We start from the raw sequence: 26,045 nt of genomic DNA, 5'->3' as shown, positions 1-26,045 counted from the left end.
TATCGTTGGGGCCAGGCCCGATTTTGCCTCTTGACAATGTCCTGCTCATATTAAAAGGAACGTCCCTATGTGCCGGGCTTGGGATACCATGGTGGCACCCTAGCGAAAGGACGATGTATGGCACATGTCGATGACCAGCGTGTGGCGCGCGTGCTAGATGCGCTCGAGGCTCAGCACCCCGGCGCACAGCTGCTCGTAAACGACCCGTGGTCGATTTACTATCTGACCGGTTTTTATGCCGATATGTTCGAGCGTTTTTGCGGTGTGCTGCTCGCGCGCGGTAGCGAGCCCGTGATCTTGGTCAACGCGCTGCATCAGCTGCCCGAGTACGACAATGCCCGCGTTGCCTACCACACCGATACCGACGTCGTGACCGACGCCATCGCGAGTGAGATCGATCCGACCAAACCGCTCGGCATCGATACCGTCATGCGCTCCGGCTTTTTGATGCCGCTCATGGAGCGCCACGCCGCAAGCGAGTTTTTCCTGGGCGACTTTGCCGTCACCGCCGCGCGCACCTACAAGGATGCCGCCGAGCAGGAACTCATGCGTGCATCTTCGGCCGCCAACGACGCCGTGATGGCCGACGCGATCAAGCTCGTCCACGAAGGTGTAACGGAGCGCGAAATTGCCGATCAGATGCTCGGTCTGTACCGCAAGAACGGCTGCGAGGGCTTTAGCTTTCCACCCATCGTGAGCTTTGGCGCCAACGCCGGCGACCCGCACCACGAGCCCGACGATACGGTACTCAAGCGTGGCGACGTGGTGCTGTTCGACATTGGTGGACGTCGCCGCAACTATTGCTCGGACATGACGCGCACGTTCTTTTGGGGCGAGCCGGACGAGGAGACGGCACGCATCTACGACATCGTGCGCCGTGCCAACGAGGCCGCCGAAGCGCTTATCGCGCCGGGCGTTCGTATGTGCGACCTGGACCGCGCCGCGCGCGACGTGATTGAGGATGCGGGCTATGGGCAGTACTTTACGCACCGCCTGGGACACTCGATCGGTCTGCAAGACCACGAGCCGGGCGACGTCTCACTCGTCAACGAGCAGGTCGTAGAGCCGGGCATGACGTTCTCCATCGAGCCGGGCATCTACCTCCCCGGCCGCACCGGCGTCCGCATCGAGGACTTGGCCCTGGTGACCGAGAAGGGCGTCGAGATTCTCAACGCCTACCCTCACGACCCATTCCGCCTAGACTAGCCTGGTCCCCAAGCCCCCAAACTAAGTTGCGGTGGAATAGTTCCTGGATGGGCTGCTAGAACCCAAAAACAGGAACTATTTCACCGCAACTGATGAGGGGATGGGCTAGCGCAGCAGGCCGGCTACTTCGCCGGCTAGGGTGATGGTGCCGGCGGCAACGAAGGACTCGCCCACGGCGTCAAAAGCCGCGAGAGCCTCGGGCACGCTAGGGTACACACCGGCAAGCTTGTTGGCGTCCACCAGGGCAGCAAGTTCCTCTGCCGGCAGGGCGCGATCGGAATCGGTCTGGGTTACGACCACACGCGGGAAGGCCGGAATCAGAACATCGACAATACCGGCCACATCCTTGTCGGCCAGTGCGGCGCACAGCAGCGTGGGGCGATTCTCGACGCACGGATCTATCTCGTCCAGCGCGCTCACAAAGTTCTCGCAGCTCTGAGGGTTATGGCAGGCGTCGATCAGCTTGAGCGGATCGGTCCCCAGCACATCAAAACGACCCGGCGTGGGGCAGCCCATAAGCGATGCATCCAGCGCATCGTGGTCGAGCTCGCGGCCCAAATACCCCTCGCACAGCATAATCGCGCACGCAGCATTCTGCGGCTGGTAGGCCGGCTTAACCATGCTTGACGTATAGATCGCACGCGGCGTGGTGCAGCTAAACTCAACCGTGTCGCCCACGTGTGCCGGAACCTTGGTTGTGGCATGGTTCACCACGAGCGGCACCACACCGCACTCACGGCAACGGGCATCCATCACGCGCTGAACGCTCGCCTCATGCGTACCCTCGCCCAAAACAACAAAGCGCCCAGGCTTAATAACCGCAGCCTTCTCCCCCGCAATGGCCTCGAGCGTGTCGCCCAAAATACGTGTGTGATCGAGGCCGATGCCCGTGATTGCAACGGCGACAGGATCGGTCGCGCTCGTGGCGTCCCAACGTCCGCCCATGCCGACTTCGAGCACGGCAACATCCACCGCAGCCTCGGCAAACACTACGAGTGCGGCAGCCGTCAGCAAGTCAAACGGCGTGATGGAATAGGCGCGCTCCCCCGCCGCCACACGGTGCGCATTCACGCGACGTCCCGCCTCGACAGCGGCAGAAACGCCACGGGCAAACGCCTCATCGCTCACGACGCGTCCATCGACTTCCATGCGCTCGGGATAGCGCACCAGCTGCGGCGACGTATACAGCGCGGTCTTGAGCCCCTCGCCGCGAAGGATAGCAGCCGAAAAACGCGTGGTCGAAGTCTTGCCATTGGTACCGGCAACCTGAATGCAATCGAAATACTCGTCCGGACGCCCCAACTCATCGAGCATATCGACAACTGTCTCAAGCAGAGGCCCAGCATCCCCAGAAATCCGCCCCGTATCAGCAGCCAAAGCAACAGCCTCATCAAACGAAAGCAACTCAAACGAGAACGGCACAGAATACGACCCAGAACGCTTAGCCATAACCCAAAGTCTCCAATTACAGAAAAAGAGGCCCATCAAAAAGAATGAGCCCCTCGCGTTGACAATATCAGCCTTTATCCGCTTGCAGCAAGATCAAGGCCACAACCCAGTGACCCTAACCTACCAGTTGCAAACAACCACGTAACCGCACTAGGAGCGGCCCGATGCTTTGCTCGCCGCAAGTTCCGCACGCAAAGGACAGCACTTAATGTGCTGTCCGTCTTGCGCAGGACTGTTCGCAGCGGAGAGCAAAGCATCGGGACGCGCCCCCGAGTAAACCTTACGAGAAGTCTGCAACCTGAGCAGTCAGTGCCGCCAGGATCTCCTTGAGCTCAGCTGCACGGTCCCTCTTCTTCTGAACCACCGCGGGCGCGGCCTTGGCCACAAAGCCCTCGTTGGCGAGCGTCTTCTCGCAACCGGCGAGCTCCTTCTGGACCGCGGCGATCTCCTTCTCAAGACGCGCCTTCTCGGCCGAAAGATCGACCTTGCCCTCGAGCACCACAAAGACCTCGACGCCGCTGTCGACCACGGCGATGCTCGCGGCCGGCTTCTCAACGTCGGTACCCATGACCAGCGAAGCGGTGTTGGCCAGCGGCTCAATGGTCGAACGCAGGCTCTCGAGCTTCTCGATGTCCTCGACACCGGCGCGCACGACCACGTCGAGCTCGGCCTTGGGGCTCAAGCGATAACGCGAACGCGTGGCGCGGGCGGCGGAAACGACGGCGCGGCACAGCTCAAACGCGCGCTCGGCGTCCTCGTCGACATACTTGGCGTAATCGGCGGGCTCGGGCCACTTGGCAATCATGAGCGCCTCGGCGCGGTCGACGTTGCCCTCGGCATCCAGGTCGAGCACGCTGGCCGGCATGTTGTCCCAAATCTCCTCGGTGACAAACGGCATGAGCGGGTGCATCAGGCGAATGGAGGTATCCAGCACAAAGATCAGGTTGCGCTGAGCCTGCAGACGGCCCTCGCCCTTCAAGCGGGCCTTGGTGACCTCGACGTACCAGTCGCAGACCTCGTTCCAGAAGAACTGCTGCACGCCGCGGGCCATATCGCCAAAGGTGTAGTTCTCAATACCCTCGGTGACCATCTTAACGGCCTTGGCCAGGCGGCTGAACATCCAGGCGTCGGCCGGCGTCTCCACGACGGGCTCGCCGGGCGTGTAGCCCTCCATGTTCATGAGCAGGAAGCGGCTGGCGTTCCAGATCTTAGTCACAAAGCTCTTGGCCTGGTCGGTACGCGGGCTGTCGATGAGCTTCTTGGTCTTCTTGTCGATGTTCGCGTCGAACTTAACATCCTGGTTGTTGGTGCACAGCGTAAGAAGGTTGTAGCGCATGGCGTCGGCGCCGTACATACCGATGAGGTCCATGGGGTCAACGCCGTTGCCCTTGGACTTGGACATGCGGCTGCCGTCCTTGGCAAGGATCGTCGGGTAGATGACGACGTCCTTAAACGGCACCTCGTCCAGGAAGTACAGCGAGCTCATGACCATGCGGGCGACCCACAGCGCGATGATGTCGCGCGCGGTGACGAGCGCCGTCGTGGGATGATGGCCCTCGAGCAGCTCCGGCTTTTGCGGCCAGCCCTGCGTGGCGAAGGTCCACAGCTGCGAGCTGAACCAGGTGTCCAGCACGTTCTCGTCCTGATGCACGTGATGACCGCCGCACTTGGGGCACACATCGGTGTCCTCGGTAAGGGCGTCCTCCCAGCCGCAGTCCTCGCAGTAGAACACGGGAATGCGGTGGCCCCACCACAGCTGGCGGCTAATACACCAGTCCTTGAGATTCTCCATCCAAGTGGTGTAGGTCTGCGTCCAGCGCGCGGGGTGGAAGGTGACCTTACCGGAGTTGACGGCGTCGAGCGCCGGCCCCTTGAGCTTGTCGACGGCCACGAACCACTGCTCGGACAGCCACGGCTCAAGCGCGGCGTCGCAACGGTAGCAGTGCATGACGGAGTGGTCGTGCTCCTCGACGTGATCGAGTAGGCCGTGCTCGTCGAACCACTTGATGACCGCCTCGCGGCACTCCTCGCGGGTCATGCCGGTGAACTCGCCATAGCCCTCGACGACCACCGCGTGCTCGTCGAAGATATTGATCTGCGGAAGGTCGTGGGCCTGACCCATGGCGTAATCGTTGGGGTCGTGGGCCGGAGTAACCTTAACGAAGCCGGAACCGAAGTTGGCGTCGACATGCCAATCCTCAAAGATGGGAATCTCGCGATCGACGATGGGGAGCTTGACGGTCTTACCCACGAAGGCGGCCTTCTCGGGATCCTTCGGGGAAACGGCGACGCCCGTGTCGCCGAGCATGGTCTCGGGGCGCGTGGTGGCGACGACGATGTAGTCCTGGCCGTTGACCGGCTCGGTCAGCGGGTAGCGCAGGTGCCACAGATGGCCCTTCTCGTCCTTGTACTCGGCCTCGTCGTCCGAGATGGCGGTGGTGCAGTTGGGGCACCAGTTGACGATGCGCTTGCCGCGGTAGATCAGACCGTCGTGGTACCAGTCGCAGAAGACCTTGCGCACGGCCTGCGCGTAGTCCTCGTCCATGGTAAAGCGCTCGTTATCGAAGTCAACGGAGCAGCCCATACGCTTGATCTGCTCGACGATGATGCCGCCGTACTCGTGGGTCCAATCCCAGCAAGCGTCGACAAACTTGTCGCGACCGATCTCCAGGCGGCTAATGCCCTCGCTCTTGAGTTTCTTGTCGACCTTGGTCTGCGTAGCGATACCGGCGTGATCGGTGCCCAGCACCCAGCGCGTGGACTTGCCGCGCATGCGGGCCATGCGGATGATGGCGTCCTGGATGGAGTCGTCGGTGGCGTGGCCCATGTGGAGCTTGCCGGTCACGTTGGGAGGCGGAATGGTGACGGTGCAGTCGCCCACGCCCTCGCGGCGCTTGTAGTAGCCGCCGTCGAGCCACTTCTGCAGGATCGCCGGCTCGTTGGTCGACGGATCGTAGTTCTTGGGCATCTCTTCCATATATCTCTCCCTGTCCCGCCGGGGAGGAATGTAGGCCCGATTTTCGCTCGGTCAGGTCCTGGGCTCGCTCGAAGACCACATTAAGTGGTCTTCGGCTCGTGCGGAATCTACGAAAATCGGGCCTACATTCCTCCCCTTAGGTATCGATTACTTCAGTCTGAATTGACTTTGCCGAGGCCTAAACAAACACACAGAATAGCACAGGTAGTTGGGGTTATTGCGTATATATAAAATAGCCTCCGACCGCGGGTGGTCGGAGGCTATTTGCAAACACGCTTTAGGCTGGTTTAGCCGTAGATGCGCTGGGGCTGCTCTTCGCCCTTTACGGAAGCTTCGGTCACGACGACCTTGGAAACACCCTCCTCGCTGGGGAGGTCGAACATCGTCTGCTGCAGCACGTCCTCGCAGATGGAGCGCAGGCCGCGGGCGCCGGTCTTGCGGGCAAGCGCCATGCGTGCGATCTCGTGCAGGGCGGCGTCCTCAAACTCAAGCTCAACGTCCTCGAGCTGGAACATCTTGCGGTACTGACGCACCACGGCGTTCTTGGGCTCGGTCAGAATCGACACCAGATCGTCCTCGTCGAGCGCCTGCGTCTGGGTTACGACAGGCGTGCGGCCCACGAACTCGGGAATCATGCCAAAGGCATTGAGGTCCTGCGGAAGCACCTGGCGCAGCAGGTCGTTCTCGTCGACCGAGGTGGGGCCGGCGATCTCGGAGTTAAAGCCCACACCCTTGTTGCCCACGCGATCGGCGATGATCTTGTCCAGACCCACAAAGGCACCGCCGCAGATGAACAGGATGTTGGTCGTGTCAATCTGCAGCAGCTCCTGCTGGGGATGCTTGCGGCCGCCGGTGGGCGGAACGCTTGCCACCGTGCCCTCAAGAATCTTAAGCAGCGCCTGCTGAACGCCCTCGCCCGAGACATCGCGGGTAATGGAGAGGTTCTCGGCTTTGCGGGCAATCTTGTCGATCTCGTCCACGTAGATAATGCCGACCTGCGCGCGCTCAATATCGCCATCGGCGGCATTGATGAGCTTGAGCAGGATGTTCTCCACATCCTCGCCCACGTAACCGGCCTCGGTGAGCGCGGTGGCGTCGGCGATGGCAAACGGCACCTCGAGGATACGTGCGAGCGTCTGGGCGAGCAGCGTCTTACCGGTACCGGTGGGACCGAGCAGCAAAATGTTGGACTTGGCGAGCTCCACCTCGTCCATATCATCATCGAGCTGCGAGTCCAAACCGTCGTCAAAGGCCGAAAGCGCAGCGCCGCCCTCAATCACGCGGCGATAGTGGTTGTACACGGCCACCGACATGGCGCGCTTGGCGTCCTCCTGACCCATAACATAGGCCGAAAGCTCGTCATAGATCTCGTGCGGCGTCGGCACGTGCGTGATGACCTGGCGATCGTCCTCGAGCTCAAAACCCTCGGTCTCGGGGTCCGCGGCGGGCTGGGATGCAGCCTGGCCGTGGTCGTTGAGGAAGCCCGGCAGCTTGCCGTTGCGGGCGGCGTCCATAAAGTCCGAAGCCAGCGACTCCTCCAAAATCTCGGAGCAGGCGGCAACGCACTCGTCGCAGATAAAGATGTTGGTCGGACCCTTTACAAGGCGGCGAACCTGCCCCTGCTCTTTTCCGCAGAAGGAGCAGCGGATGGGGTTGCCGTTCTCGTCAAAGTTGTCCTGCATGTTACCGGCCATCCTAGGCGTCCTTCGCGGCGAGGTCGCGCGAGGTGACGATACGGTCGATCAGGCCGTAGTCGAGGGCCTCGGCAGCGGTCAGGTAGTTGTCGCGCTCGGTGTCGGCCTGGACCTTCTCGATGGGCTGGCCCGAGGCGTCGGACAGGATCTGGTTGAGCTCGCGGCGAGTCTTCTTGATCTCCTCGGCCACGATCTCGATCTCGGTCTGCTGACCCTGGGCACCGCCGCTGGGCTGGTGAATCATGACCTTGGAGTGCGGCAGGCAGAAACGCTTGCCCTTGGCGCCGGCCGAAAGCAGCACGGCGGCCATGGACGCGGCCATACCGACGCAGATGGTGGAGACCTGCGGCTTAATGAAGTTCATGGTGTCAAGAATCGCCAGGCCGGAGTAGACCTCGCCACCGGGCGAATTGATGTAGAGCGAGATATCCTTCTCGGCATCCTGGCTCTCAAGATGCAGCAGCTGGGCAACGACCAGGTTGGCGCTGACGGAGTTGATCTCCTCGCCTAAGAAGATGATGCGGTCGTTGAGCAGGCGCGAATAGATATCGTAGCTGCGCTCGCCGCGCGGCGTCTGCTCGATAACGTATGGCACGAGGGCGGAATCGAACTTAGCGATCATACGCATCTCCATTTCTCTCTTGCGGACCAAATTGGTTCTAGATAAACGTACGGTGCCCGCATGCTATGCATTGGCTGGCACCGTACGAAGCAACCGGATAACCGGTGTATAACTTTACCCCATCACGGGCGCACGCATGCGCTCGCGGGCAAGGTGGCGAGAATTACTCGGCGTCCTTGGCGGTCTCGTCGACCTCGGTCACCTTGGCGTTCTCGACCAGGTGGTCGACGGCCTTGGAGCGACGGATGGACTCGCGGACAGCAGGCATGCGGCCATCGGCGATGAACTCAGCCTTGGAAGCCTCGACGTCCTTGACGCCAGCCTTCTCGAACTCGGCGTTGATGTCGTCCTCGGTGACCTCAATCTTGAGCTCACGGGCAAGGGCGTCCAGAGCCAGGGACTCGCGGGCGACGTCGTTGGCCTGCTTGTGCAGGTCGCCGATGAACTGCTCCATGGTCAGACCGGAAGCGGGCAGCCAGGTGTCCAGCGTCATGCCGCGGGCAGCGAGGTTGGACAGGAAGTTCTGGCCAAGCTCCTCAAAGACGGACTGCTCGTAGTCGGCATCCATCTCGTCGAGCTGCAGGCGCTCGGCGAGAGCGGAGACGCAACGGTTCTCCTTCTCGGCCGGCAGGCGGGAAGCCTTGTCCTGCTCGATCTCGATCTTGATGGCGTCGCGCATAGCGTCGATGCTGTCGAAGCCAAAGTCGGACTTGACGAGCTCGTCGGTGAGCTCGGGGGTGTTGCGGACCTTGATGCCCTTGACGGTGACCTCGACGGTGTGGGTCTCGGCCTCCTCGCCCTCCTCGACCTCGTCGGTCCAGGTGACGGTCTTGACGTCGTCAACGTTAGCGCCGATCAGGGCCTCGTTGAACTCCTTGGGGTTGCTGTCGCTACCGGCGATGAGCATGCGGCCCTCGGCGGCAAAGTTGTCGGCGTTCTCGACGGCCTTGAGATCGACGGTGACGTAGTCCTCGGCCTCGACGGCGCGACCCTCGACGTCCTCGAAGGTGGCACGGTAGTTGAGGAGCATCTCGACCTGGTTGTTGATCTCGGACTCGGTGACCTCCGCAGGGGGCATCTCGATCTCGACAGCGTCGAAGGAGGAGAGCTCGGCAGCAGGACGCAGGGAGAACTCAACGGTGTAGGTGTAGTCCTCGTGATCCTTGGCGAGGTCGAGCTCCTTGTAGTCACCGTTCTTGGTGGGGACGATGTCCAGCTCGTTGAGGACGGCGGGCTCGTTGGCGGCGATCAGGTCGTTGGTGGCCTGAGCGAGGGTAGCCTCGGCGCCAAGTGCGGAGTCGATGACCGGACGGGGAGCCTTGCCGGCGCGGAAGCCCGGGAAGCGGTACTTCTTGGCGGTATCCTTGTAGGCCTTCTTAATCGCGGCGTCGACGTCGGCGGCCGGGATGGTGACCGTAGCGGTGAGCTTGGCGTCCTTGACGTCAGAAGCGGTGATGTTCAACACGTTCCTCCTCATACTGCCCAGCTTATCTGAGGTGCTGGTACCTTTATGCAACAAAGTGTCGCGACGGCCAAGGCCGACGCTGGTGCGTTGGTGCGGGCGAAAGGACTCGAACCTTCACGGGAATCCCACCAGAACCTAAATCTGGCGCGTCTACCAATTCCGCCACGCCCGCATGAGCGCACAGACTAGGAATGATAGCAGATACGAACGGCAAGCGCACGCACACCTTTTACAGGCTCACGACCTCACCACGAGTCCAAGCCAACAGAGCGCACGCCACCCCATCTCATAAGTTGCGGTGGAATAGTTCCTGTTTGGGGCTCCAGTCCTCCAAAACAGGAACTATTCCACCGCAACTTCGGTGGGACCCGGCAGTCTGGCGGTGCTGGCCATGCGCCGGAAAGCGTGTCCCGGTTTGGGGCCTCGGAATGGGATGCAATTTCCGCTATAGCCATCAACCGGAAACTGCAACCCGTTTTGAGCCCCTATTCCGGGATGCACTTTCCGCCAAGGCCCTCAAACGGAAACTGCAGCCCACGATTCAGTTGAAAAGTGGGCTGCAGTTTCCCCGGGCTAGGCAATGAGCGGGTACAGCGCCTCCTCGCCTACTCCCCCAGCAGGGCCTTCTCGGGCGTGATGGGCAGTGAGCGAACCTGATGTCCGGTAGCGTGTGCGACGGCCGAGGCCACGGCGGCGAGCGGCGTGTTGATGACGACCTCGCCAATCGACTTGGCACCAAACGGGCCCGTCGGCTCGTAGCTCGGCTCAAAGGCCACGCGAATGCTGCCGATATCCAGGCGCGTGGGCAGCTTGTAGCTCATAAAGTTGCCGGTGCGCAGGCGGCCGCGATCATCGTGCTCGACGATCTCGTAGAGCGCGTGGCCGATACCCTGGGCAATGCCGCCCTCGGCCTGGACGCGCGCGAGCGCCTCGTTGATCACGGTGCCGCAGTCCACAGCTGCCGCATAGTCCACCACGGTCACCTTACCGGTGGCCTTGTCGACCTCGACCTCGGCAATGCCGGCCATAAACGGCGGAGGCGAAACGGGCAGGCAGGCAGAGGCATGTGAGGTCAGCGCGTCGCCGCCCGCGATGTTCTTGACGCACAGGTTGGCAAAGTCACGCAGCGTGAGGTAGCGGTTCTGCTCGCGAGCGGCACGCTCGTCGGACAGACGCACGTACTGGCCATCGAAGACCACGTCGGCGGCGTCCACGTCCCACATCTGGGCTGCCTTGGCGCAAATCTTCTCACGCAGCTCGGTCGCGGCGTTCTTGGCGGCAAGGCCCGTCACGTACGTACCCGAGCTCGCATACGAGCCAGCGTCAAACGGCGACACATCGGTGTCCACGCCGCGCACCACAATGAGCGAGCTCTCCACGCCCAGCTCCTCGGCGGCAATCTGCGCCAGGATCGTGTCGACGCCCATGCCGTTATCGGTGGCGCCGGTGCCGATGGTAATGAAGCCGTCCTCTTCCAGGCGCATGTCGATGCCGGCGATATCCACATTGGAGATACCCGAGCCCTGCATAGTGAGCGCGCAGCCCAGGGCGCGCACGCGGTCGCCCAGGTCCACGGCCAGCGGCTTGTCGCGCCAACCGATCATGTCCATCGCGCGCAGCAGGCAGCGGTCGAGCGCGCAGGCATTGAGCTTCTCGTTGTAGTACTGCGGCATGATCTCGCCCTCGCGCACGATGTTCTTAAGGCGCAGGTCGGCGGGGTCCATGTGCAGCATGTCGGCGAGCTCGTTGACGGCGCTCTCCACGGCAAACTGGCCCTGGGTGGCACCGTAGCCGCGATACGCGCCGCCGCGGTTGGTATTGGTGTAGACGACGTCCCAGCTAAAGCGGCTCGCCTTCACGTGATTGTAGATGGGCAGGCTCTTGTGGCCCGAGAGGCCGATCGTCGTGGTGGCATGCTCGCCATACGCGCCGGCGTTGGACAGCGTGTGCAGGTCGATGGCCGTGATGGTGCCGTCGTTCATGGCGCCCAGCTTGACGGTCATCTGCATCTGGTGGCGCGAGTTGCCCGCGGTGATAGTCTCCTCGCGGGTGTAGCAGCAGTAGCTCGGACGGCCGGTCTGCTGGGTCACGAACGCCACGAAGATCTCGCAGCAGCCCGTCTGCTTGGAGCCAAAGCCGCCGCCGATGCGCGGCTTAATGACCTGCACCTGCGACTGCGGAATGTCGAGCGACTGCGCGACCATGCGGCGCACGTGGAAGGGCACCTGCGTAGAGGTGGTCACCGAAATGCGGCCGAACGCGTCGGTCGTCGCGAAGGCACGGAAGGTCTCCATGGGCGCGGTCTGCGTGGCCTGGCTGGTGTAAGTGCGGGTAAAGACAATGTCGCTCTGGGCGAAGGCCTCATCAAGATCGCCAAAATCGCTGGTACCGCTGCAGACCAGGTTGCGAGGGACATCGCCACCCTGCGGGAACATAAAGGTCACGTCGCCCTCGGGGTGGACCACGATGTCGTTATCGAGTGCCTGGGTAAAGTCGAGCAGGGGCTCGAGTACCTCGTAGTCGACCTTGATGAGCTTGAGCGCCTTGTCGGCGGCCTCCTCGGTCTCGGCGGCGACGATCGCCACCTCCTCGTTTTGGTAGCGCACGAGGTTCTCGAGGATCAGGCGGTCGTAGGGACTCGGCTGCGGATAGCTCTGGCCGGCGATGGTAAAGCGGCGCTGGGGCACGTCCTCGTAGGTGTAGACGCCCACCACGCCGGGCACCTTCAGGGCGCGCGACGTATCGATGGAGCGGATCTTGGCGCGGGCATAGGGGCTGCGCTTGAGTTTGACGATGAGCGCGCCGGCGGGCACCATGTCGCCCGTGTAGACGGGACGACCCTCGAGCAGAGACTTCGAATCCTTCTTGGGCTGCTTGTGAGTGATCTGCTTGTACGCGACACCATCGGAGCTGGTGTTATTGACCGGCAGCTCGGGCATCTCGAAGCCCACCTGCACGCCGGACTCGTTGAGGAAGCGCACGATGGCGCGCAGCTGGCTCTCGTAGCCGCTGCAACGGCAGAGATTGCCGGCAAGCTGGCGCGAGAGCTCCTCGCGCGTGGCGACGAGGCTCGGGTCCTCCTTGGCGGCGCGGGCAAGCGCCAACACGTTCATGATGAGGCCGGGGGCGCAAAAACCGCACTGCTCGGCGCCTTCGGCAGCCATCGCGCGGGCCAGTGCCTCGGACTCGGCCTTGAGGCCCTCGAGCGTGGTGATGGAGCGGCCCTCAACACGGGCGGCGGGAACCGAGCAGCTCAGCACCGGATCGCCATCGAGCCACACCGTGCACAGGCCGCAGTTGGTGGTCTCGCAGGCGCAGCGCACCGACGCGCAGCCCTGCTCGCGCAGCAGCGCAAAGAGCATGGTGTCGGGGGCAATCTGAACCTTGACCTTGCGGCCGTTGAGCGTAAAGGAAAGATCGATGAGTTTGGCAGCCATTAGCGCACCTCGCTAGAATCGACGCCGGGCACGCGGCGGCAGGAATACTCGTCCGTGGCAAACTTGGGGATCTGCACGCCCTCGAGCTCGCGGGCAAGCGCGGCCGAAAGCTCGATACCGGCGGCGCGGCGCACGGCCTGAATCGCCAGCGGGGCCGAGATGCGGCGGCGGTAGTCGGCCGAGCCCCACAGGTTGGTGCCATAGCTCAGCGAGCGCACGGATGCGGCCAGGGCGCGAAGCTCGTCCTCGGAAGGCTGCTCGGCGGTAAGGCCGCATGCCTCGCCCTGCAGCAGGGTCGCGCGTAGCGGGCGGGCACCCACGGTGACGTGCCAGGTGTTGTCCCACCAGGCGGCGGTGACGTTTAAGGAAGGGAAGTCGGTCGCGGCCTTGCGCACGGCTTCATAGCTTGCGCGGTAATCGTGCTTAACGACCACCACGTGCTCGATCACGTCGCGCACGTAGCCCATGTCCACGAACTCGGCGAGCGGCACGCGACCGGCACCCGTCAGCTCAACGTACGAATCGAGCGCCAAAAAGGCCGAGAGCACGTCCGAGAAACCAAAGCGGCCGTAGATGCTGCCGCCCACCGTGGCGGTATTGCGCAGCTGCACGCCTACGATATCGTGGACGGCGAACTCAAAGACATTGTTGACAAGCGCGTTGAGCCCGGCATGACGCTCGAGCTGACGCAGGGTACACATGGCACCGATGCGAAACTCGGTCTCGGTCTCCTCGATCTGATCGAGTCCGCAGGCCGAAAGGTCAATCGCCGTCGCCACGCGACGCGAACCCAGGCGCATCCAAATGCCGCCGCCCACAATCTTATTGTTGCGGTTCTTCTGTAAGAGCTCATAGGCTTCGGCCGCGTTTCCAACACGGACGTAGGTACCGAACTTGAGCACGTTCTCCCCCATCTCTTCACTTGTCCAGTACCTTTAAGTGTACCAAACGAGGGGGCACAGCTCGTGTCGGGACAAAATGAACCGTTTTCCTCCGTCGCATGCGGATCAAAAAAGGCTCCCAGCCAAGATGACTGGGAGCCTTCTGCGATGCTATATCGAGCGAAGATTTAGCAGACGCCCTGAGCGAGCATGGCGTCAGCGACCTTCAGGAAGCCGGCGATGTTGGCGCCCATGACGAAGTTGCCCTCCTCGCCGTACTCCTTGGCGGTATCGTCCACGTTGTGGAACATGCCGCGCATGAGCTGCTCGAGCTTGCCGTCGACCTCCTCGAAGGTCCAGGACAGGTGCTCGGCGTTCTGGCTCATCTCCAGGCCGGACACGAGCACGCCGCCGGCGTTGGCAGCCTTACCGGGCATAAAGGCGACGCCGTTCTCCTGGAAGTAGGTCGTGGCCTCGATGGTCGTGGGCATGTTCGCGCCCTCGCCGACCACCTTGCAGCCGTTGGCGACGAGCGCCTGGGCGTCCTCGAGCAGCAGCGTGTTCTCGCGTGCGCAGGGCAGCGCGATGTCGCAGGGCAGCTGCCACACGCCACGGCCGTCGCCCTCGTGCCACGTGGCATTGGGCTTCTCGTCGACATACATAGCGAGCGTAACGCCCTTGTCGTGGCCAGAGCGCTTCTTGTTGTAGATGTGCTCGAGCACGGTGTAGTCGATGCCGTCGGGATCCTCGACCCAGCCGTGGGTATCGGAGCAGGCCAGCACCTTGCCGCCGAGCTGGGCGACCTTCTGGACCGCGTAGATGGCGACGTTACCGGAACCGTGAACGACGACGTTCTTGCCCTCGAAGGAGTCGCCGCGGCTCTTAAGGTACTCGTCCACAAAGTAGGCCAGACCGTAGCCGGTGGCCTCGGTACGGGCGAGCGAGCCGCCAAAGGAGAGGCCCTTGCCGGTGAGGACGCCGGTCCACTCGTTGGTCAGGCGCTTGTACTGACCGAACAGGTAGGCAACCTCGCGGCCGCCAACGCCCAGGTCGCCGGCGGGAACGTCGGTGTTGGGACCGATGTGGCGATAGAGCTCGGTCATGAAGGACTGGCAGAAGTGCATGATCTCGTTGTTGGACTTGCCCTTGGGGTCAAAGTCGGAGCCGCCCTTGCCGCCGCCCATGGGAAGGGTGGTCAAGCTGTTCTTGAGAATCTGCTCCAGACCCAGGAACTTGAGCATGCCCAGGGTGACCGTCGGGTTAAAGCGCAGGCCGCCCTTGTAAGGTCCAATGGCAGAGTTGAACTCGACGCGGTAGCCGCGATTGACATGGACCTTGCCCTGGTCGTCGACCCAGGGGACACGGAACATGACGATGCGCTCGGGCTCGACGAGGCGCTCAAGCAGGGCGGCCTCCTCGTACTCGGGATGGGCGTCGAGCGCCGGCTGGATGGTGCCGAGGATCTCGGTCGCGGCCTGGATGAACTCAGGCTGCTCGGGATAGCGGGCCTTGAGCTCGTCGAGAACTTTCTGCGTGTAGCTCATGCTTCCTCCAATTGATGGAAAAGAAAAGTGTCGTTCGAGGCGCCCCATGCGCCGCGAGCTTTATCGAGTATGGATAATATCGCACTGTTGCAGCAAAGTTTCGCATAAGCCGACAAGCAGATGTTTCGTTTTGATTACGATGCAGGTAGAAGCGTTTTTGAGCACCCGACCCACAAATCGCGTGTTTCGAAGCTGTTTCGTCCACGTGTTCCAAACCACCACATTGGGGACAGGCACCTTTGTGGTGGTGTTGGTGGTTAGAGGACGAGCTGGTGGTAGTCGGCGGGGGTTACGCGGCCCTCGGTGGCGGCGCGGAAGGCGGCGAGGGCATCGCCCGAGAACGGCATGGCCCAGCACAGTCCGCAGCCGGCGGTGATGGAGCCGGGCAGCGGCATGATGCGCCCAGGAACACCGGCGGCAAGGCACAGCTGTTCGCATTCCATCACATCGAAGGTGCTGTCGAACGACACGATGATCTTGCGCTCGTGGTCGAGGGCATCACCGGACGGGCCTTCGCGGTGTGCCTCACGATACGCCGCGGCGGCCGCTTCCTCTTCCGCAGTATGTCCACAGCCACCGCAGCCGCAGGTACAGGGCTCGGAACCATCGCAAGTGCAAGGCTCTCCCGTGTCGGGACAAATATCGTGAGACATGGCAACTCCAATCGTCTAGGCGAGTAACTCGGCCGCCGCAAACTCCTCGGGCGTATTGACGTTCTCGAAGCAGAGCGTCGAGCCGGCGACCGCGACAATCTGTGGCTCGTCCAAATACCCGGCATTCACCCGGTCGATCAGGCAGCGGATTCGCTGACGGTCATCGGCGAGCAGCTCTTGGGCAACCGGCGCACACGCGTCACGGCGCCAGACGGCGCAAAGCGGCTCAATCCCCCGCTCCTCGCGCGGCACGCACACGTCGAGCGCCTCGGCCTCGACACAGCCAGCAAGGGCACCGATTAGCTCCGAAGAGACAAACGGCATATCACAGGCGACGATAGCAACGAGAGGCAGCCGGGCCGCAGTCAGCGAACTCGCGATGCCGCGCATGGCGCCCGCCGACCCTTCTAGGTCCGCCACCACACGCGGCACCAAGCCGCCAAACGCGCACTCCTCAAGAAAGGCAAGCTCGCTGGGACGCGACGTCGTCACGACCAACTCGCCGGCAACTGGCGCCAGCCGACCCAGCACACGTTCGATGAGCGGCTCGCCGCAAAACGCCATGCGAGCCTTATCACAGCCCATGCGCGAGGACATCCCGCCCGCTTGAACGACGCAAGAAAGATCGGCCCGTCTTACGGTAGTCATACGGCAAAACACCTCCATCGGCATGCTCGAAACCCGACACACGGGATCAGTTACCGTAGACGACATGACAGGCGACACGGCGGACCCGTACAAAAACAAAACAGCGCCTTTGCGGCACGCAGCAAGACCGCGAGCACAAAAGCGCTGGTAGCGTATGGCGGGAACGTATGTGAATCGAACACATCCAAGACGTTTTGCACGCCTCGCAACGGTTTTGAGGACCGCGGAGCCCACCGGAGCCCATCCGTTCCCAAGTGCGCCGGTATTTTACCAAACCGAGCAGCCAATCTAGCGCAGGGAGCGCAGGCCGCCGGCATCCTTGTCGAGCACCGTAAAGCGCACGGCATCCAGGTGCTCCAAGATGCTGATGGCACGTTTGCGCGACACACCCAGCGCCTCGCGCAGCACGCTCGTGGTGGCAGCACCGCCGGCTTCGGCGATGACGGCGGCGACGAGCTCGCGCGCGTGAGCCTCAGCGGCAGCGGACAGGGCAACGTCGCGCTCGACCTTAACGATCGAGCGGTTGAGCGAAAGCTCGCGCAGGGCACGCGTCATGGCGTCGCGGCCGAGCTGCAGCTGTTCGCCCACCTCGGGAAGCGCCGGTGCATCGAGGCCGGCTTCGTCCAGCAAGGCAACGATACGTTCGCAGGCCTCGCGCACCACACGCGCCGCGGCGGCAGCGGAGTGCGGGTCGAATACCTCGGCACCCTCGGCGGCGCACACGCCACGCGAGCAGCCCTCGGCAATCAGAGCCGCGGCAACGACTTCATCGGCGGCAGGCCACGCAGCATGGGCGACGGCGCCGGGCGTAAAGCCCGTCTCCTTAGGAGACGCTGTGTGCATGGCTGACAGGGTCGCCGCCAGTGCGTCCATCGCAGCGTCGAGCACAGCGGCATTCGTATACAGCGTACCGCCCGAGCCGGCAAGCTCGCGAACAACACCTCGCGCCACCAACCCGTGCAGTGCGGCATCGACCTCGCCGACACCAAGATCCAAAGCCTCGGCAACATCAGCCGTCGTAACCGGCAGCGTCTGCAGCGCCAGCCAAGCGCCCACACCGCCCGCGATATCGCCGGACTCAAGCGCCGCATACAGCGCACGCTCTCCTTCGGCAAGCTCGCGCGAGCGACGGCAGCGCGAAAGCAGCACGCGCCCGCCGCCAATAAGCATCACGGGCGAATAGGACAGCACCACGGCATGGTCCCCGGCGCGCAGCGGCAGCGAGTTTTCCAAGCGCACCTGAACAATACGGGTCTCGCCCACCGCCATGGGGGCCTCACCCTCCATGAACATGATGCGACCGACAACCTCGGCTGTACCCGCCATCACGTGCACACGCGCACCCGACTCGAGCACACGCGGCTTGGCTCCCTCGCGACCCAAATACGTAAACGCCATCATAAATCGCATCGTCTGGCCAAAGCGACCCGCCACACCGAGCATCTCACCGCGATCGAGCGCGGCGACGGCATCGCCCACCAAGTTGAGCGCCACACGCTGACCGGGCAACGCCCGCAGCGTATCGCCATGCACCTGAATCCCACGCACGCGACAGGCCGTACGCGACGGCAGCGCGACGAGCTCATCGCCCACCGCAACCGGCGCATCGTGCAGCGTTCCCGTCACGACGGTGCCGGCGCCCTTGATCGTAAAGCAGCGGTCAATCGGCAGACGCGGCGCGGCATCAGTGAGCTCGGCGCGGGAACGGCAGGCATCCCAGCAAGCGGCAACCTGCTCGTCGAGCACGGCGAGCAGCCTTTCGATCCCCTCGCCTGTCTTGGACGACACAGGCACGATCGGCGCGTCCGCAAACACGGTACCCGACAAAAAGTCATCGACATCAAGCTCGGCAAGCTCGGTCATCTCGGCGTCGGCCAGATCACACATCGTCAGCGCGACCACCATATGCGTAACGCCCAGCAGCTCCAGCACATGCACGTGCTCGCGGGTCTGCGGCATCACGCCCTCGACGGCCGAAACCACCAGCACGGCCACGTCGATACCCGTGGCACCCTGCACCATGGCGCGCAAGTAATGCGCGTGGCCCGGCACGTCGACCAGGCCGACGATCTTGCCACTCGGCAGCGCCAGCTCGCCAAAGCCCAGTTCCACGGTCATACCGCGACGGCGCTCAACCTCCAGACGATCGGGATTCTTGCCGGTCAGCGACTCGATCAGCGCCGACTTACCGTGGTCGACGTGGCCCGCCGTGCCAACGATAACGGGACACTCCACCAGCGCCTGAACCTCACTCATCGAGCAATCGCCTTCTCAACGCACGCGACGACCGTCGATGCCGCCGTCTCGATATCGCGGTCGCCCACGAGCGTACGCACGTCAAACAGAACGAGATCGTGCGAGGCGCGCGTGACGACCGGCGTGTCGAAATCCTGGACGAGCGAGCGCTTGAGCGCGTCAACGGAAAGACGCTCATCAACGAGACGCACGGCAACGCACATCGTGGACAGCTCCACGGTGGGCAGCGAGCCGCCGCCGGGAGTCGACGACTCCTCGACGATCTCCACCTGAACGGCACAAGGGCAACCAGCCTTATCGAGGCCCGCGACCATCAGATCGCGCAACTTGCGTGCGCGACGCTCCAGATGAGCCTGCGGAAGCGTGAGCATGCTGAGCACCGGAATATCGCGATGGGCGACATCGGCGCCATCCATGTAGATACGCAGCGTGGCCTCGAGCGCCGTGAGCGCCAACTTGCCCGGACGCAGGGCGCGCATAAGCGGATGCGACCCACAGGCCTGCACCAGATCGCGGCGACCCATGATAATGCCCGCCTGCGCGGCACCGAGCAGCTTATCGCCCGAGCACGACACCAGATCGAGCCCTGCCGCGACCGAAGCCGGCGTGGGTTCCTCACCGCCGCGCACCAGGATGTCATCGGGCAAAAGCGCGCCCGAACCCTGGTCCTCGTAGAACAGCAGACCATGCTTGTGGGCCAGGGCGGCAAGCTCCCGAGAGCCCACTTCCTCGTGAAAGCCCTCGATGCGATAGTTGGAAGGATGGACCTTGAGGATCATGGCCGTATCGGGCGTGATGGCGCGCTCGTAGTCGCCCAGATGCGTGCGGTTGGTGGCGCCGACCTCGACGAGTTTGGCGCCCGAGGCCGCCATGACGTCGGGAATACGGAAGCTGCCACCGATCTCGACGAGCTCACCGCGGCTGACGATAACCTCTTTGCCCGCGGCATGGGTGGCAAGCACTAGCAGCACCGCGGCCGCGTTATTGTTGACGACCAGCGCGTCCTCGGCACCGGTAAGTGAGCGGATGAGCTGCGCGGCATGCTCCTTGCGCGACCCGCGCGAGCAGGTGTCCACGCTGTACTCGAGCGTGCTGTAGCCGCGCGCGACCTCGGCCACGGCCTTGGCGGCCGACTCCGCGAGCGGGGCTCGACCAAGGTTGGTATGGATAACCACACCCGTGGCGTTGACGGCGGGACGCAGGCTCGGCAGCGCGGAGCGGTGCGCACGCCACTCGATGGCCGAGGCCAGGTCACGCTTAGAGCGCGGGGCAGCACCGGCACGAATCGCGGCGCGCTCCTCATCGAGCTCGGCCGTGACGGCGGCATGCACCACCGCGTCGCGGGTCTCCCCCGCCGCCTTCACAACCGGCCACTCTGCGAGCAGCTCGTTGACGGAAGGAATAGCGCGAAGGCGGGCGCGTACCTCATCGGACATGTTCTGGCTATCGCTCATGTGCGGCCTTTCAAAAGAAACGTGGATCAGTCGAATACATCAGCTGAGTCAATTACTCGTTATTATCCTCGCGCGCCGCGATCTTTTCCACGCGAACGGCGTTTTCCTGGGTGAGCGCAGCACCCGTCAACGGGTCCCAGCGCAGCGGCGTATGGTCGAGCGGGCCCACGCCCAAGGCTTGAGCGCCACCGGCATCGGCGCCAAACGAACGCCCGCCGGGGGCGGCCGACGTAAAGATACACGCCGGATGCAGATACGGCGTCGTCTCCACGCGCACGCGGTCGCGGCCCATATCACTCACGAGTTCGACGATCTCGCCGTCGGCGATGCCCATGAGCACTGCAGCATCGGCATTCATCTGCACGGCATCCAGGTCCGATCCAGCCTCGGCGGCACCTTGGGCCGCAAGCCTGCGCGAGGTGTGCGACTCAAAGGGACGGTTACCGCTAATGAGGCGAAACATCCCCGGGCCGGGCTCCACCATGGGAGCAATCCAGTTGGGCACACGACCCATGCCGGCTCGTTCCCATACGTCGCTTGCCAGCGCAATTTTGCCGCCATCAAATGGAATCACCGGCTCGCCCGTACGCGACGGCAACGCGACACCCGTGTCGGCCCAGCCGCGCTCCTTGAGCTCGTCCAGATCTATCCCAAAAGGCGCCACCTGGGCAGCCGCCAGGTCGTCAGACGTAAACTGGAAGTACTCGCCCACGCCACACGCCTGCGCCAGACCGGCAAAAATCTCCCGACCGGAACGCGTGTCGTCATGTAACACGGGCAGCACGGCGTTGCGGTAGAACACGCGCGAATCATTGGCGCCCACGACTGTGCCCACACCGCGGTCGGCCTCCAGATACGTCACGTCGGGCAGCACGAAGTCAGAAGCGCGCGCTGTCTCGGACCAGCGAATATCAATCGTCACGAGCAGGTCAAGCTGCTGCAAAATACCCAACCAAGCCTGCGCATTGCCATAGCCCGCACCGGGGTTACTGGCATAGACGATGAGTCCACGCAAATCGCCAGCAAGAATCGACTGACCGATGGTCGTGCACAGGCCGCGCACCGGATCGACCAGTGGATAGCGCTCGGACCCCAACTTGGGCTCACGTGGCATCGACGGCGTCGCGAAACGCGCAGGGTCCAAATCGCCCAAAGCAAGCGGCGTGGGCGGGTTGAGGGCACCGCCCGCGTGTCCGATGCAGCCCAGCAGCACATCGACCAAGCAAATAGCGCGCGCGGTCTGGGTGCTATTGGCATACGCGATACCGATGCCGCCATGAAAGCCCGCGTCCACCACCGCAGCAGGCGCCGCGGCAGCGAGATCGCGCGCCGTGGCGACAATCTCTGCGGCCGGCACGTCGCACATCGATTCGGCCCACTCGGGTGTCCAAGCACTGGCCGCCTGCGCCAGCTCGTCAAAGCCTGTGGCGTAGCGGTCCACGAACTCGTGATCGTACAGGCCCTCGGCAATCAACACGTGGACAATACCCAACAGCAGCGCCAAGTCGCAGCCCGGGCGCACGCGCAACCAGCGGTCGGCAAGCGCCGCAGAGCCACTGCGCCGCGGGTCGACCACGATGATCTTCGCCCCACGCCGGCGCGCATCGTTGAGCGCATCAACAGCCCCCATCGTCGACGAATCGACAATGGAACGCCCCAGGTACATGATGCAATCGGTGTGCGCCAAGTCGGAGGCAGGACTATAGCCCAAGCTATGTTCCCAGCCGGTGAGACGGCTCACCTCGCAGGCGCCGTCGGCACCGTACACGTTGGGCGAGCCCAGCGCATGCATAAAGCGATACGCCCAGTAGCGGTCGAACGAGGGCACGCCGAGTGTCATGCCCAGCGCACGAGACCCGCGCTCGTCAACAATCCCCAAAAGACGCTCTGCAATCTGCGCGAACGCCTCGTCCCAGGAAATCGCATCGAACCCCGAGCCATCAGCTCGGCGACGCATGGGGTGCAAAATCCGGTCGCGCTCATCAAACGGCATTGCCAGGCGATGCCGTCCGCGGGCGCACAGGGCACGCGCCGCGCACGGATGCCCCGGCACCGGCAGCTCGGCCACCACGCGACCGTCCTCAACGCGTGCCGCAAAGGCGCAATCGGCATAGCATCCCCCGCATGTGGTCACCACGGCGCGACCGTCACGCTTCACAGCAGATGCCATCTCGATTACCCCTTTCATCAGCCAAACACAACAGGCCAAAAGCCCGGCAACGAGCCCCCAGACCCAAAAAGCCTCCCGCACGGCAACGCCCCGCGGGAGGCCCAACGTCAAACAGACGGTACCTTACGCCTCGGACTTCTTGGCGTAGATAAACCAGTAGCCGAGCGCGACCAGAACCGCGCCGCCCACGATGTTGCCCAGCGTGGCGGCGGACAGGTTAAACGCAATACCCGCGGCGTTGAGCGCATCGGCGCCGGCGACGTCGGCACCGTAGCCGCATGCATGCATCACGGCGCCCATGGGCAAAAAGTACATGTTGGCAACGCAGTGCTCAAAACCGCAGGCCACAAAGGCGGCGATGGGCAGCAGAATGCCCACGACCTTATCGACCACGGTCTTGCCGGCGGTACCGATCCACACGGCCAGGCACACAAAGATGTTGCACAGGATCCCGCGGAAGAAGATTGTCACCCAGTCGATCGTCACCTTGCCGGCGGCGACGCTCACCATGGAATTGGCGACCGCCTCGCCGTTGAGCTTATAGATGCCGGCCATGTACACCAAAAAGACGATGAACAGAGCACCGACAAAATTGCCGACCCACACGACGACCCAGGCCTTGAGCATCTGGGCCAGAGTGATCTTTTTGCTCTTGAGCGCGCAGACCATAAGAGAATTGCCGGTAAACAGCTCGGCGCCGCACACCAGCACCAGCACCAGGCCCAGGCAAAAGCACAAACCGCCCACGACGCGCTGGGCACCCCAGCCCAGCGTGCTATCGCTCAAGAACACGGTAAAGAACAGGCCGCCGAAGGCGATGAACGCGCCGGCGAACATTGCCAACAGAAAGGCCTTAGCGACCGGCAGGTTAGCCTTGGTCACACCGGCGGTCTCGGTCTTGGCCTCGATCGCGGCGGGCGCCAGGCAATCGGGAGCGGGATACTCCACCTTGGAATCTGCCATGTCAATCACTTCTTTCCTATTCAGCAGAGACAAGCGCTGCTATTGCTCCTGTCCCAAGCGGACAAAGTGGGAAAAGTCGTTGGCAGCCACGGCGTCGTACACGGCGTCGACGGCGTCAAAGACTTCCGGGGACATGGGGTTGTAGAACTCCGTGTCGCCCGGCTGAATCCCAACGAAGACGATATCATCACACGATTGTTCGATTTCCTCGATCAGAATCGACAAAGGAAGCGAATGCGTGGTGAACATCGACTTGCGGGCCACATCGCGCTTGTCGAGCAAGCGGATGGACCCGACGGGCAGCGCCATGTCGGCGGCATCGACCAAAACCAAACGCGGCGGACGCTCGCGCTTGACCTCGATAATGTCGTCCTCGGGCGTTTGGCCGCCGTCGATGGTGTACCAACCGGCGATGGGTGCGTCCTCCATCTTTTTGGAGAGCACGGGGCCGGCGGCATCGTCGGCACGCAGCACGCTTCCCGCCGTGAGCACGATACCCGCAAACGGGGCGCCGTTCACACGACCATCCACAACGCGACCCATTATTGCAACCTTCCCGTCAGATACACGCCCGACACATCGCGCACGCGCTCAACCAGATCGCGAAACTTCATTAAGAACGCGACCTGCTGGGCATGCAGGCCAAAGTCGTCATCGAACACCGAGATTCCGGCCTTGGCCGACCCGCGAAAACCGCGCTCGTCGAGCAGCGTATCGCAGGCCTCGAGCAGCGACGGCACCGCCGCCTTGTCGAGCTGGCACTCGCCAAAGGAACGGATGGCCTCGAATTTGGTCTTGGCCTCCCCCTCCGGCAGCGCGTCGACGAGCGAATAGAACACATCCACCGGCACCGACAGGCGCGGCTCAAAGCAGTCGAGCACGCCGGTGTGGTGGCCCACGGCGAGCGTGTAGTACAGTACGTCGCAGGCCTCCTGGGGAACGTCTTCCTCGGTCTCCACAAACTTACGCGTGAGCTCGTAAAAGACCACCTGGTCGGGCGCATGACCCAGGCAGGGGTCGGCGACGCCCTCGGCGGCCTCGTCGCTTGCGCGCGAGGCATCGCCAAAGGAGCCGCCGAGCATGCCGGGACCCGCAAAGTAACCAGAGCGGTCCGTGAGCTCCATCTAGCGACCTCCGGCCAGCACCAGATCCTGCAGCGCCGAGTAGACCTCGACGCGGCGCGGATCGTCCTGCTTGTCGATGAGCAGCGCCATGGCACCGCGGATATCGCCCTTGGGCGCGCCCTCGAGCGTATCCATAAACTCGTTGGCCAGGTCGCGGCCGTAACGGTAGCCGCTCATGGCGCGAGCCTCGCGCTCGATGGCAACGCGCAGCTTGTACGGCACGCCGGGGTGCAGAATATCGGCCTGCTCGCCAGCGGCCTCCACCGTGGTCTCGGCATGGAACTTTTGGTCCAGCAGACCGAGCGCCATGGCAAAGCCGTAGACGGTCTGCGCGGGGCTGGGCGGGCAGCCGGGAATGTAGACGTCGACCGGCAGGATCTTATCCGTGCCGCCCCAGACGCAGTAGTTGTCGTAGAAGATGCCACCGGTGCAGCCGCACGCGCCATAGGACACCACGATCTTGGGATCGGGTGCGGCCTCAAAGGCGCGCAGGGCCGGCATACGCATGGCACGCGTCACGGCGCCGGTGTACAGCAGCACATCGGCGTGACGGGGCGAAGGCACGACCTTGATGCCAAAGCGCTCGACGTCAAAGACGGGCGTGATGGAACCGAAGATCTCGATCTCGCAGCCGTTGCAGCCGCCGCAGTCAACACGGTAGACGTACACCGAGCGCTTGATCTTCTTAAGAAGGGTCGCCTTGGCCTTCTCGATGCTCTCGTCGAGCTCGATCTTGGTCGGGCGGTACTGAAGCCGCTCGGGCAAAAGCGTGGGTTCGGCCATGGTTACTCCTCCTTCGTTTCAAAATCCATGATGATGCCCTCGACCGGCGCCGGACCGGCGGGAATCTCGGGCGCATCGGGGTTGAGCTCGCGGTCGATATACTCCGGGTTCACGCCGTGGCCGCCCAGATACTCCATGCCGGGGCCCTGGGGCTCGCCGGACGCAAGCGTCTCGTTGGCAGCCATGCCGGCAGCGTTGCCGGTCTTTACGGCCGAGGCGGCGCGCAGGGCGTCGAGCTCGCGCTTGCACTCCTGGCACATACCAACGGTACGGGCAGCCTGCTCGGCCTCCATGCCGCCGGCCTTTTGCAGCAGGCGCTTGGCGTAGTCGATCTCCTTGTGAGGGGCGAACGGCTTGCCGCAGCGCGAGCAGTGCTCGAGCGTATAGACGCTCTTACTGGTGAGGTCGTCCTTGCTCATGACGGCCAGCTCAAACTCCTCGGTGAGCTTGATGGCCTCCATGGGGCAGGCTTCCTCACAGCGGCCGCAGAAGATGCAGCGGCCGTAGTCGATCGACCAGGTGATGGTATCGGCCGCAAGGTCGGTGTCCATGCGAATGGCATCGGCCGGGCACGCCACGCCGCAGGCACCGCAGGCGATGCAGAGCTCGGCATTGTGCTCGGGCTTGCCGCGCATGTCCTTGTTGGTGGGGAACGGCGCAAACGGGTACTTGACCGTCGCGTCGCCGGCCTTGGCGTTAACCTTCCAAAGCTTCAGCAT

The 26,045-nt window shown here is 63.3% G+C and carries 19 protein-coding genes and 2 tRNA genes; 1 reads left to right on the top strand and 20 read right to left on the bottom strand.

Going from position 1 to position 26,045, the window contains the following annotated elements; translation table 11 throughout:
• The first annotated feature begins 117 nt into the window (after positions 1-117).
• Positions 118-1,206: a M24 family metallopeptidase gene (locus ARB25_RS04710; protein WP_055286200.1), complete on the top strand. Its 1,089-nt coding sequence runs from the start codon at positions 118-120 to the stop codon at positions 1,204-1,206.
• Positions 1,207-1,311: 105 nt separating this feature from the next.
• Here ARB25_RS04710 and ARB25_RS04705 read toward each other — a convergent pair whose 3' ends face one another.
• The 20 genes from ARB25_RS04705 to ARB25_RS04615 all read right to left on the bottom strand — a co-directional run bounded on the left by ARB25_RS04705 (position 1,312) and on the right by ARB25_RS04615 (position 26,045).
• Positions 1,312-2,655 carry a bifunctional folylpolyglutamate synthase/dihydrofolate synthase gene (locus tag ARB25_RS04705; protein WP_055286199.1) on the bottom strand — a complete coding sequence of 448 codons (1,344 nt, stop codon included), beginning with the start codon at positions 2,653-2,655 and terminating at the stop codon, positions 1,312-1,314.
• 280 nt (positions 2,656-2,935) lie between these two features.
• Positions 2,936-5,632: a valine--tRNA ligase gene (locus ARB25_RS04700; protein WP_055286197.1), complete on the bottom strand. Its 2,697-nt coding sequence runs from the start codon at positions 5,630-5,632 to the stop codon at positions 2,936-2,938.
• A gap of 287 nt (positions 5,633-5,919) precedes the next feature.
• A complete protein-coding gene (clpX, locus tag ARB25_RS04695; RefSeq protein ID WP_055286195.1) occupies positions 5,920-7,326 on the bottom strand; it encodes an ATP-dependent Clp protease ATP-binding subunit ClpX in 1,407 nt (468 codons plus the stop codon).
• 1 nt (position 7,327) lies between these two features.
• Positions 7,328-7,948, bottom strand: coding sequence for an ATP-dependent Clp protease proteolytic subunit (locus ARB25_RS04690; RefSeq protein WP_022095182.1), 621 nt, complete (start codon positions 7,946-7,948; stop codon positions 7,328-7,330).
• 163 nt (positions 7,949-8,111) lie between these two features.
• The gene (tig, locus tag ARB25_RS04685) at positions 8,112-9,413 is read right to left on the bottom strand and encodes a trigger factor (protein ID WP_253276047.1); all 1,302 of its coding nucleotides are present in this window, start codon (positions 9,411-9,413) and stop codon (positions 8,112-8,114) included.
• 88 nt (positions 9,414-9,501) lie between these two features.
• Positions 9,502-9,585 (bottom strand) — tRNA-Leu (locus ARB25_RS04680).
• A gap of 433 nt (positions 9,586-10,018) precedes the next feature.
• Positions 10,019-12,850 carry a molybdopterin-dependent oxidoreductase gene (locus ARB25_RS04675; RefSeq protein WP_082421869.1) on the bottom strand — a complete coding sequence of 944 codons (2,832 nt, stop codon included), beginning with the start codon at positions 12,848-12,850 and terminating at the stop codon, positions 10,019-10,021.
• The gene (locus ARB25_RS04670) at positions 12,850-13,752 is read right to left on the bottom strand and encodes an FAD binding domain-containing protein (RefSeq protein WP_216595111.1); all 903 of its coding nucleotides are present in this window, start codon (positions 13,750-13,752) and stop codon (positions 12,850-12,852) included. Before ARB25_RS04670 ends, ARB25_RS04675 begins: the two co-directional genes overlap by 1 nt.
• A 167-nt stretch (positions 13,753-13,919) precedes the next feature.
• Positions 13,920-15,275 (bottom strand): NADP-specific glutamate dehydrogenase, encoded by a 1,356-nt coding sequence (gdhA, locus tag ARB25_RS04665; protein WP_055286190.1) that lies wholly within the window; start codon positions 15,273-15,275, stop codon positions 13,920-13,922.
• Positions 15,276-15,532: 257 nt separating this feature from the next.
• Positions 15,533-15,928 (bottom strand): putative Se/S carrier protein, encoded by a 396-nt coding sequence (locus tag ARB25_RS09750; RefSeq protein ID WP_055286188.1) that lies wholly within the window; start codon positions 15,926-15,928, stop codon positions 15,533-15,535.
• A 15-nt stretch (positions 15,929-15,943) separates the two neighbouring features.
• Positions 15,944-16,576, bottom strand: coding sequence for a molybdenum cofactor guanylyltransferase (mobA, locus tag ARB25_RS04655; protein ID WP_172676322.1), 633 nt, complete (start codon positions 16,574-16,576; stop codon positions 15,944-15,946).
• 155 nt (positions 16,577-16,731) lie between these two features.
• A tRNA-Sec gene (locus tag ARB25_RS09985) sits at positions 16,732-16,828 on the bottom strand.
• Positions 16,829-16,864: 36 nt separating this feature from the next.
• Complete coding sequence (selB, locus tag ARB25_RS04650) at positions 16,865-18,832, bottom strand: selenocysteine-specific translation elongation factor (RefSeq protein ID WP_055286183.1); 1,968 nt, start codon at positions 18,830-18,832, stop codon at positions 16,865-16,867.
• Positions 18,829-20,286: an L-seryl-tRNA(Sec) selenium transferase gene (gene selA, locus ARB25_RS04645; protein WP_055286181.1), complete on the bottom strand. Its 1,458-nt coding sequence runs from the start codon at positions 20,284-20,286 to the stop codon at positions 18,829-18,831. Before selA ends, selB begins: the two co-directional genes overlap by 4 nt.
• Before the next feature lie 52 nt (positions 20,287-20,338).
• Entirely contained in the window at positions 20,339-22,456 is a 2,118-nt protein-coding gene (locus ARB25_RS04640) for a molybdopterin-containing oxidoreductase family protein (RefSeq protein ID WP_055286179.1), read from the bottom strand.
• A 123-nt stretch (positions 22,457-22,579) separates the two neighbouring features.
• Positions 22,580-23,419 carry a formate/nitrite transporter family protein gene (locus ARB25_RS04635; protein ID WP_055286210.1) on the bottom strand — a complete coding sequence of 280 codons (840 nt, stop codon included), beginning with the start codon at positions 23,417-23,419 and terminating at the stop codon, positions 22,580-22,582.
• Positions 23,420-23,458: 39 nt separating this feature from the next.
• Positions 23,459-23,962 (bottom strand): hydrogenase maturation peptidase HycI, encoded by a 504-nt coding sequence (gene hycI / locus ARB25_RS04630; RefSeq protein ID WP_055286177.1) that lies wholly within the window; start codon positions 23,960-23,962, stop codon positions 23,459-23,461.
• Positions 23,962-24,543 (bottom strand): formate hydrogenlyase maturation HycH family protein, encoded by a 582-nt coding sequence (locus ARB25_RS04625; protein ID WP_055286175.1) that lies wholly within the window; start codon positions 24,541-24,543, stop codon positions 23,962-23,964. Before ARB25_RS04625 ends, hycI begins: the two co-directional genes overlap by 1 nt.
• The gene (locus ARB25_RS04620; protein WP_055286173.1) at positions 24,544-25,326 is read right to left on the bottom strand and encodes an NADH-quinone oxidoreductase subunit B family protein; all 783 of its coding nucleotides are present in this window, start codon (positions 25,324-25,326) and stop codon (positions 24,544-24,546) included.
• Positions 25,327-25,328: 2 nt separating this feature from the next.
• On the bottom strand, positions 25,329-26,045 hold the full coding sequence (locus ARB25_RS04615) for a formate hydrogenlyase complex iron-sulfur subunit (protein ID WP_070097519.1): 717 nt from the start codon (positions 26,043-26,045) through the stop codon (positions 25,329-25,331).

Source organism: Collinsella aerofaciens, assembly GCF_001405375.1.
GTDB classification, from domain to species: Bacteria; Actinomycetota; Coriobacteriia; order Coriobacteriales; family Coriobacteriaceae; genus Collinsella; species Collinsella aerofaciens_F.
This window is presented reverse-complemented; position numbering and strand designations above follow the sequence as displayed.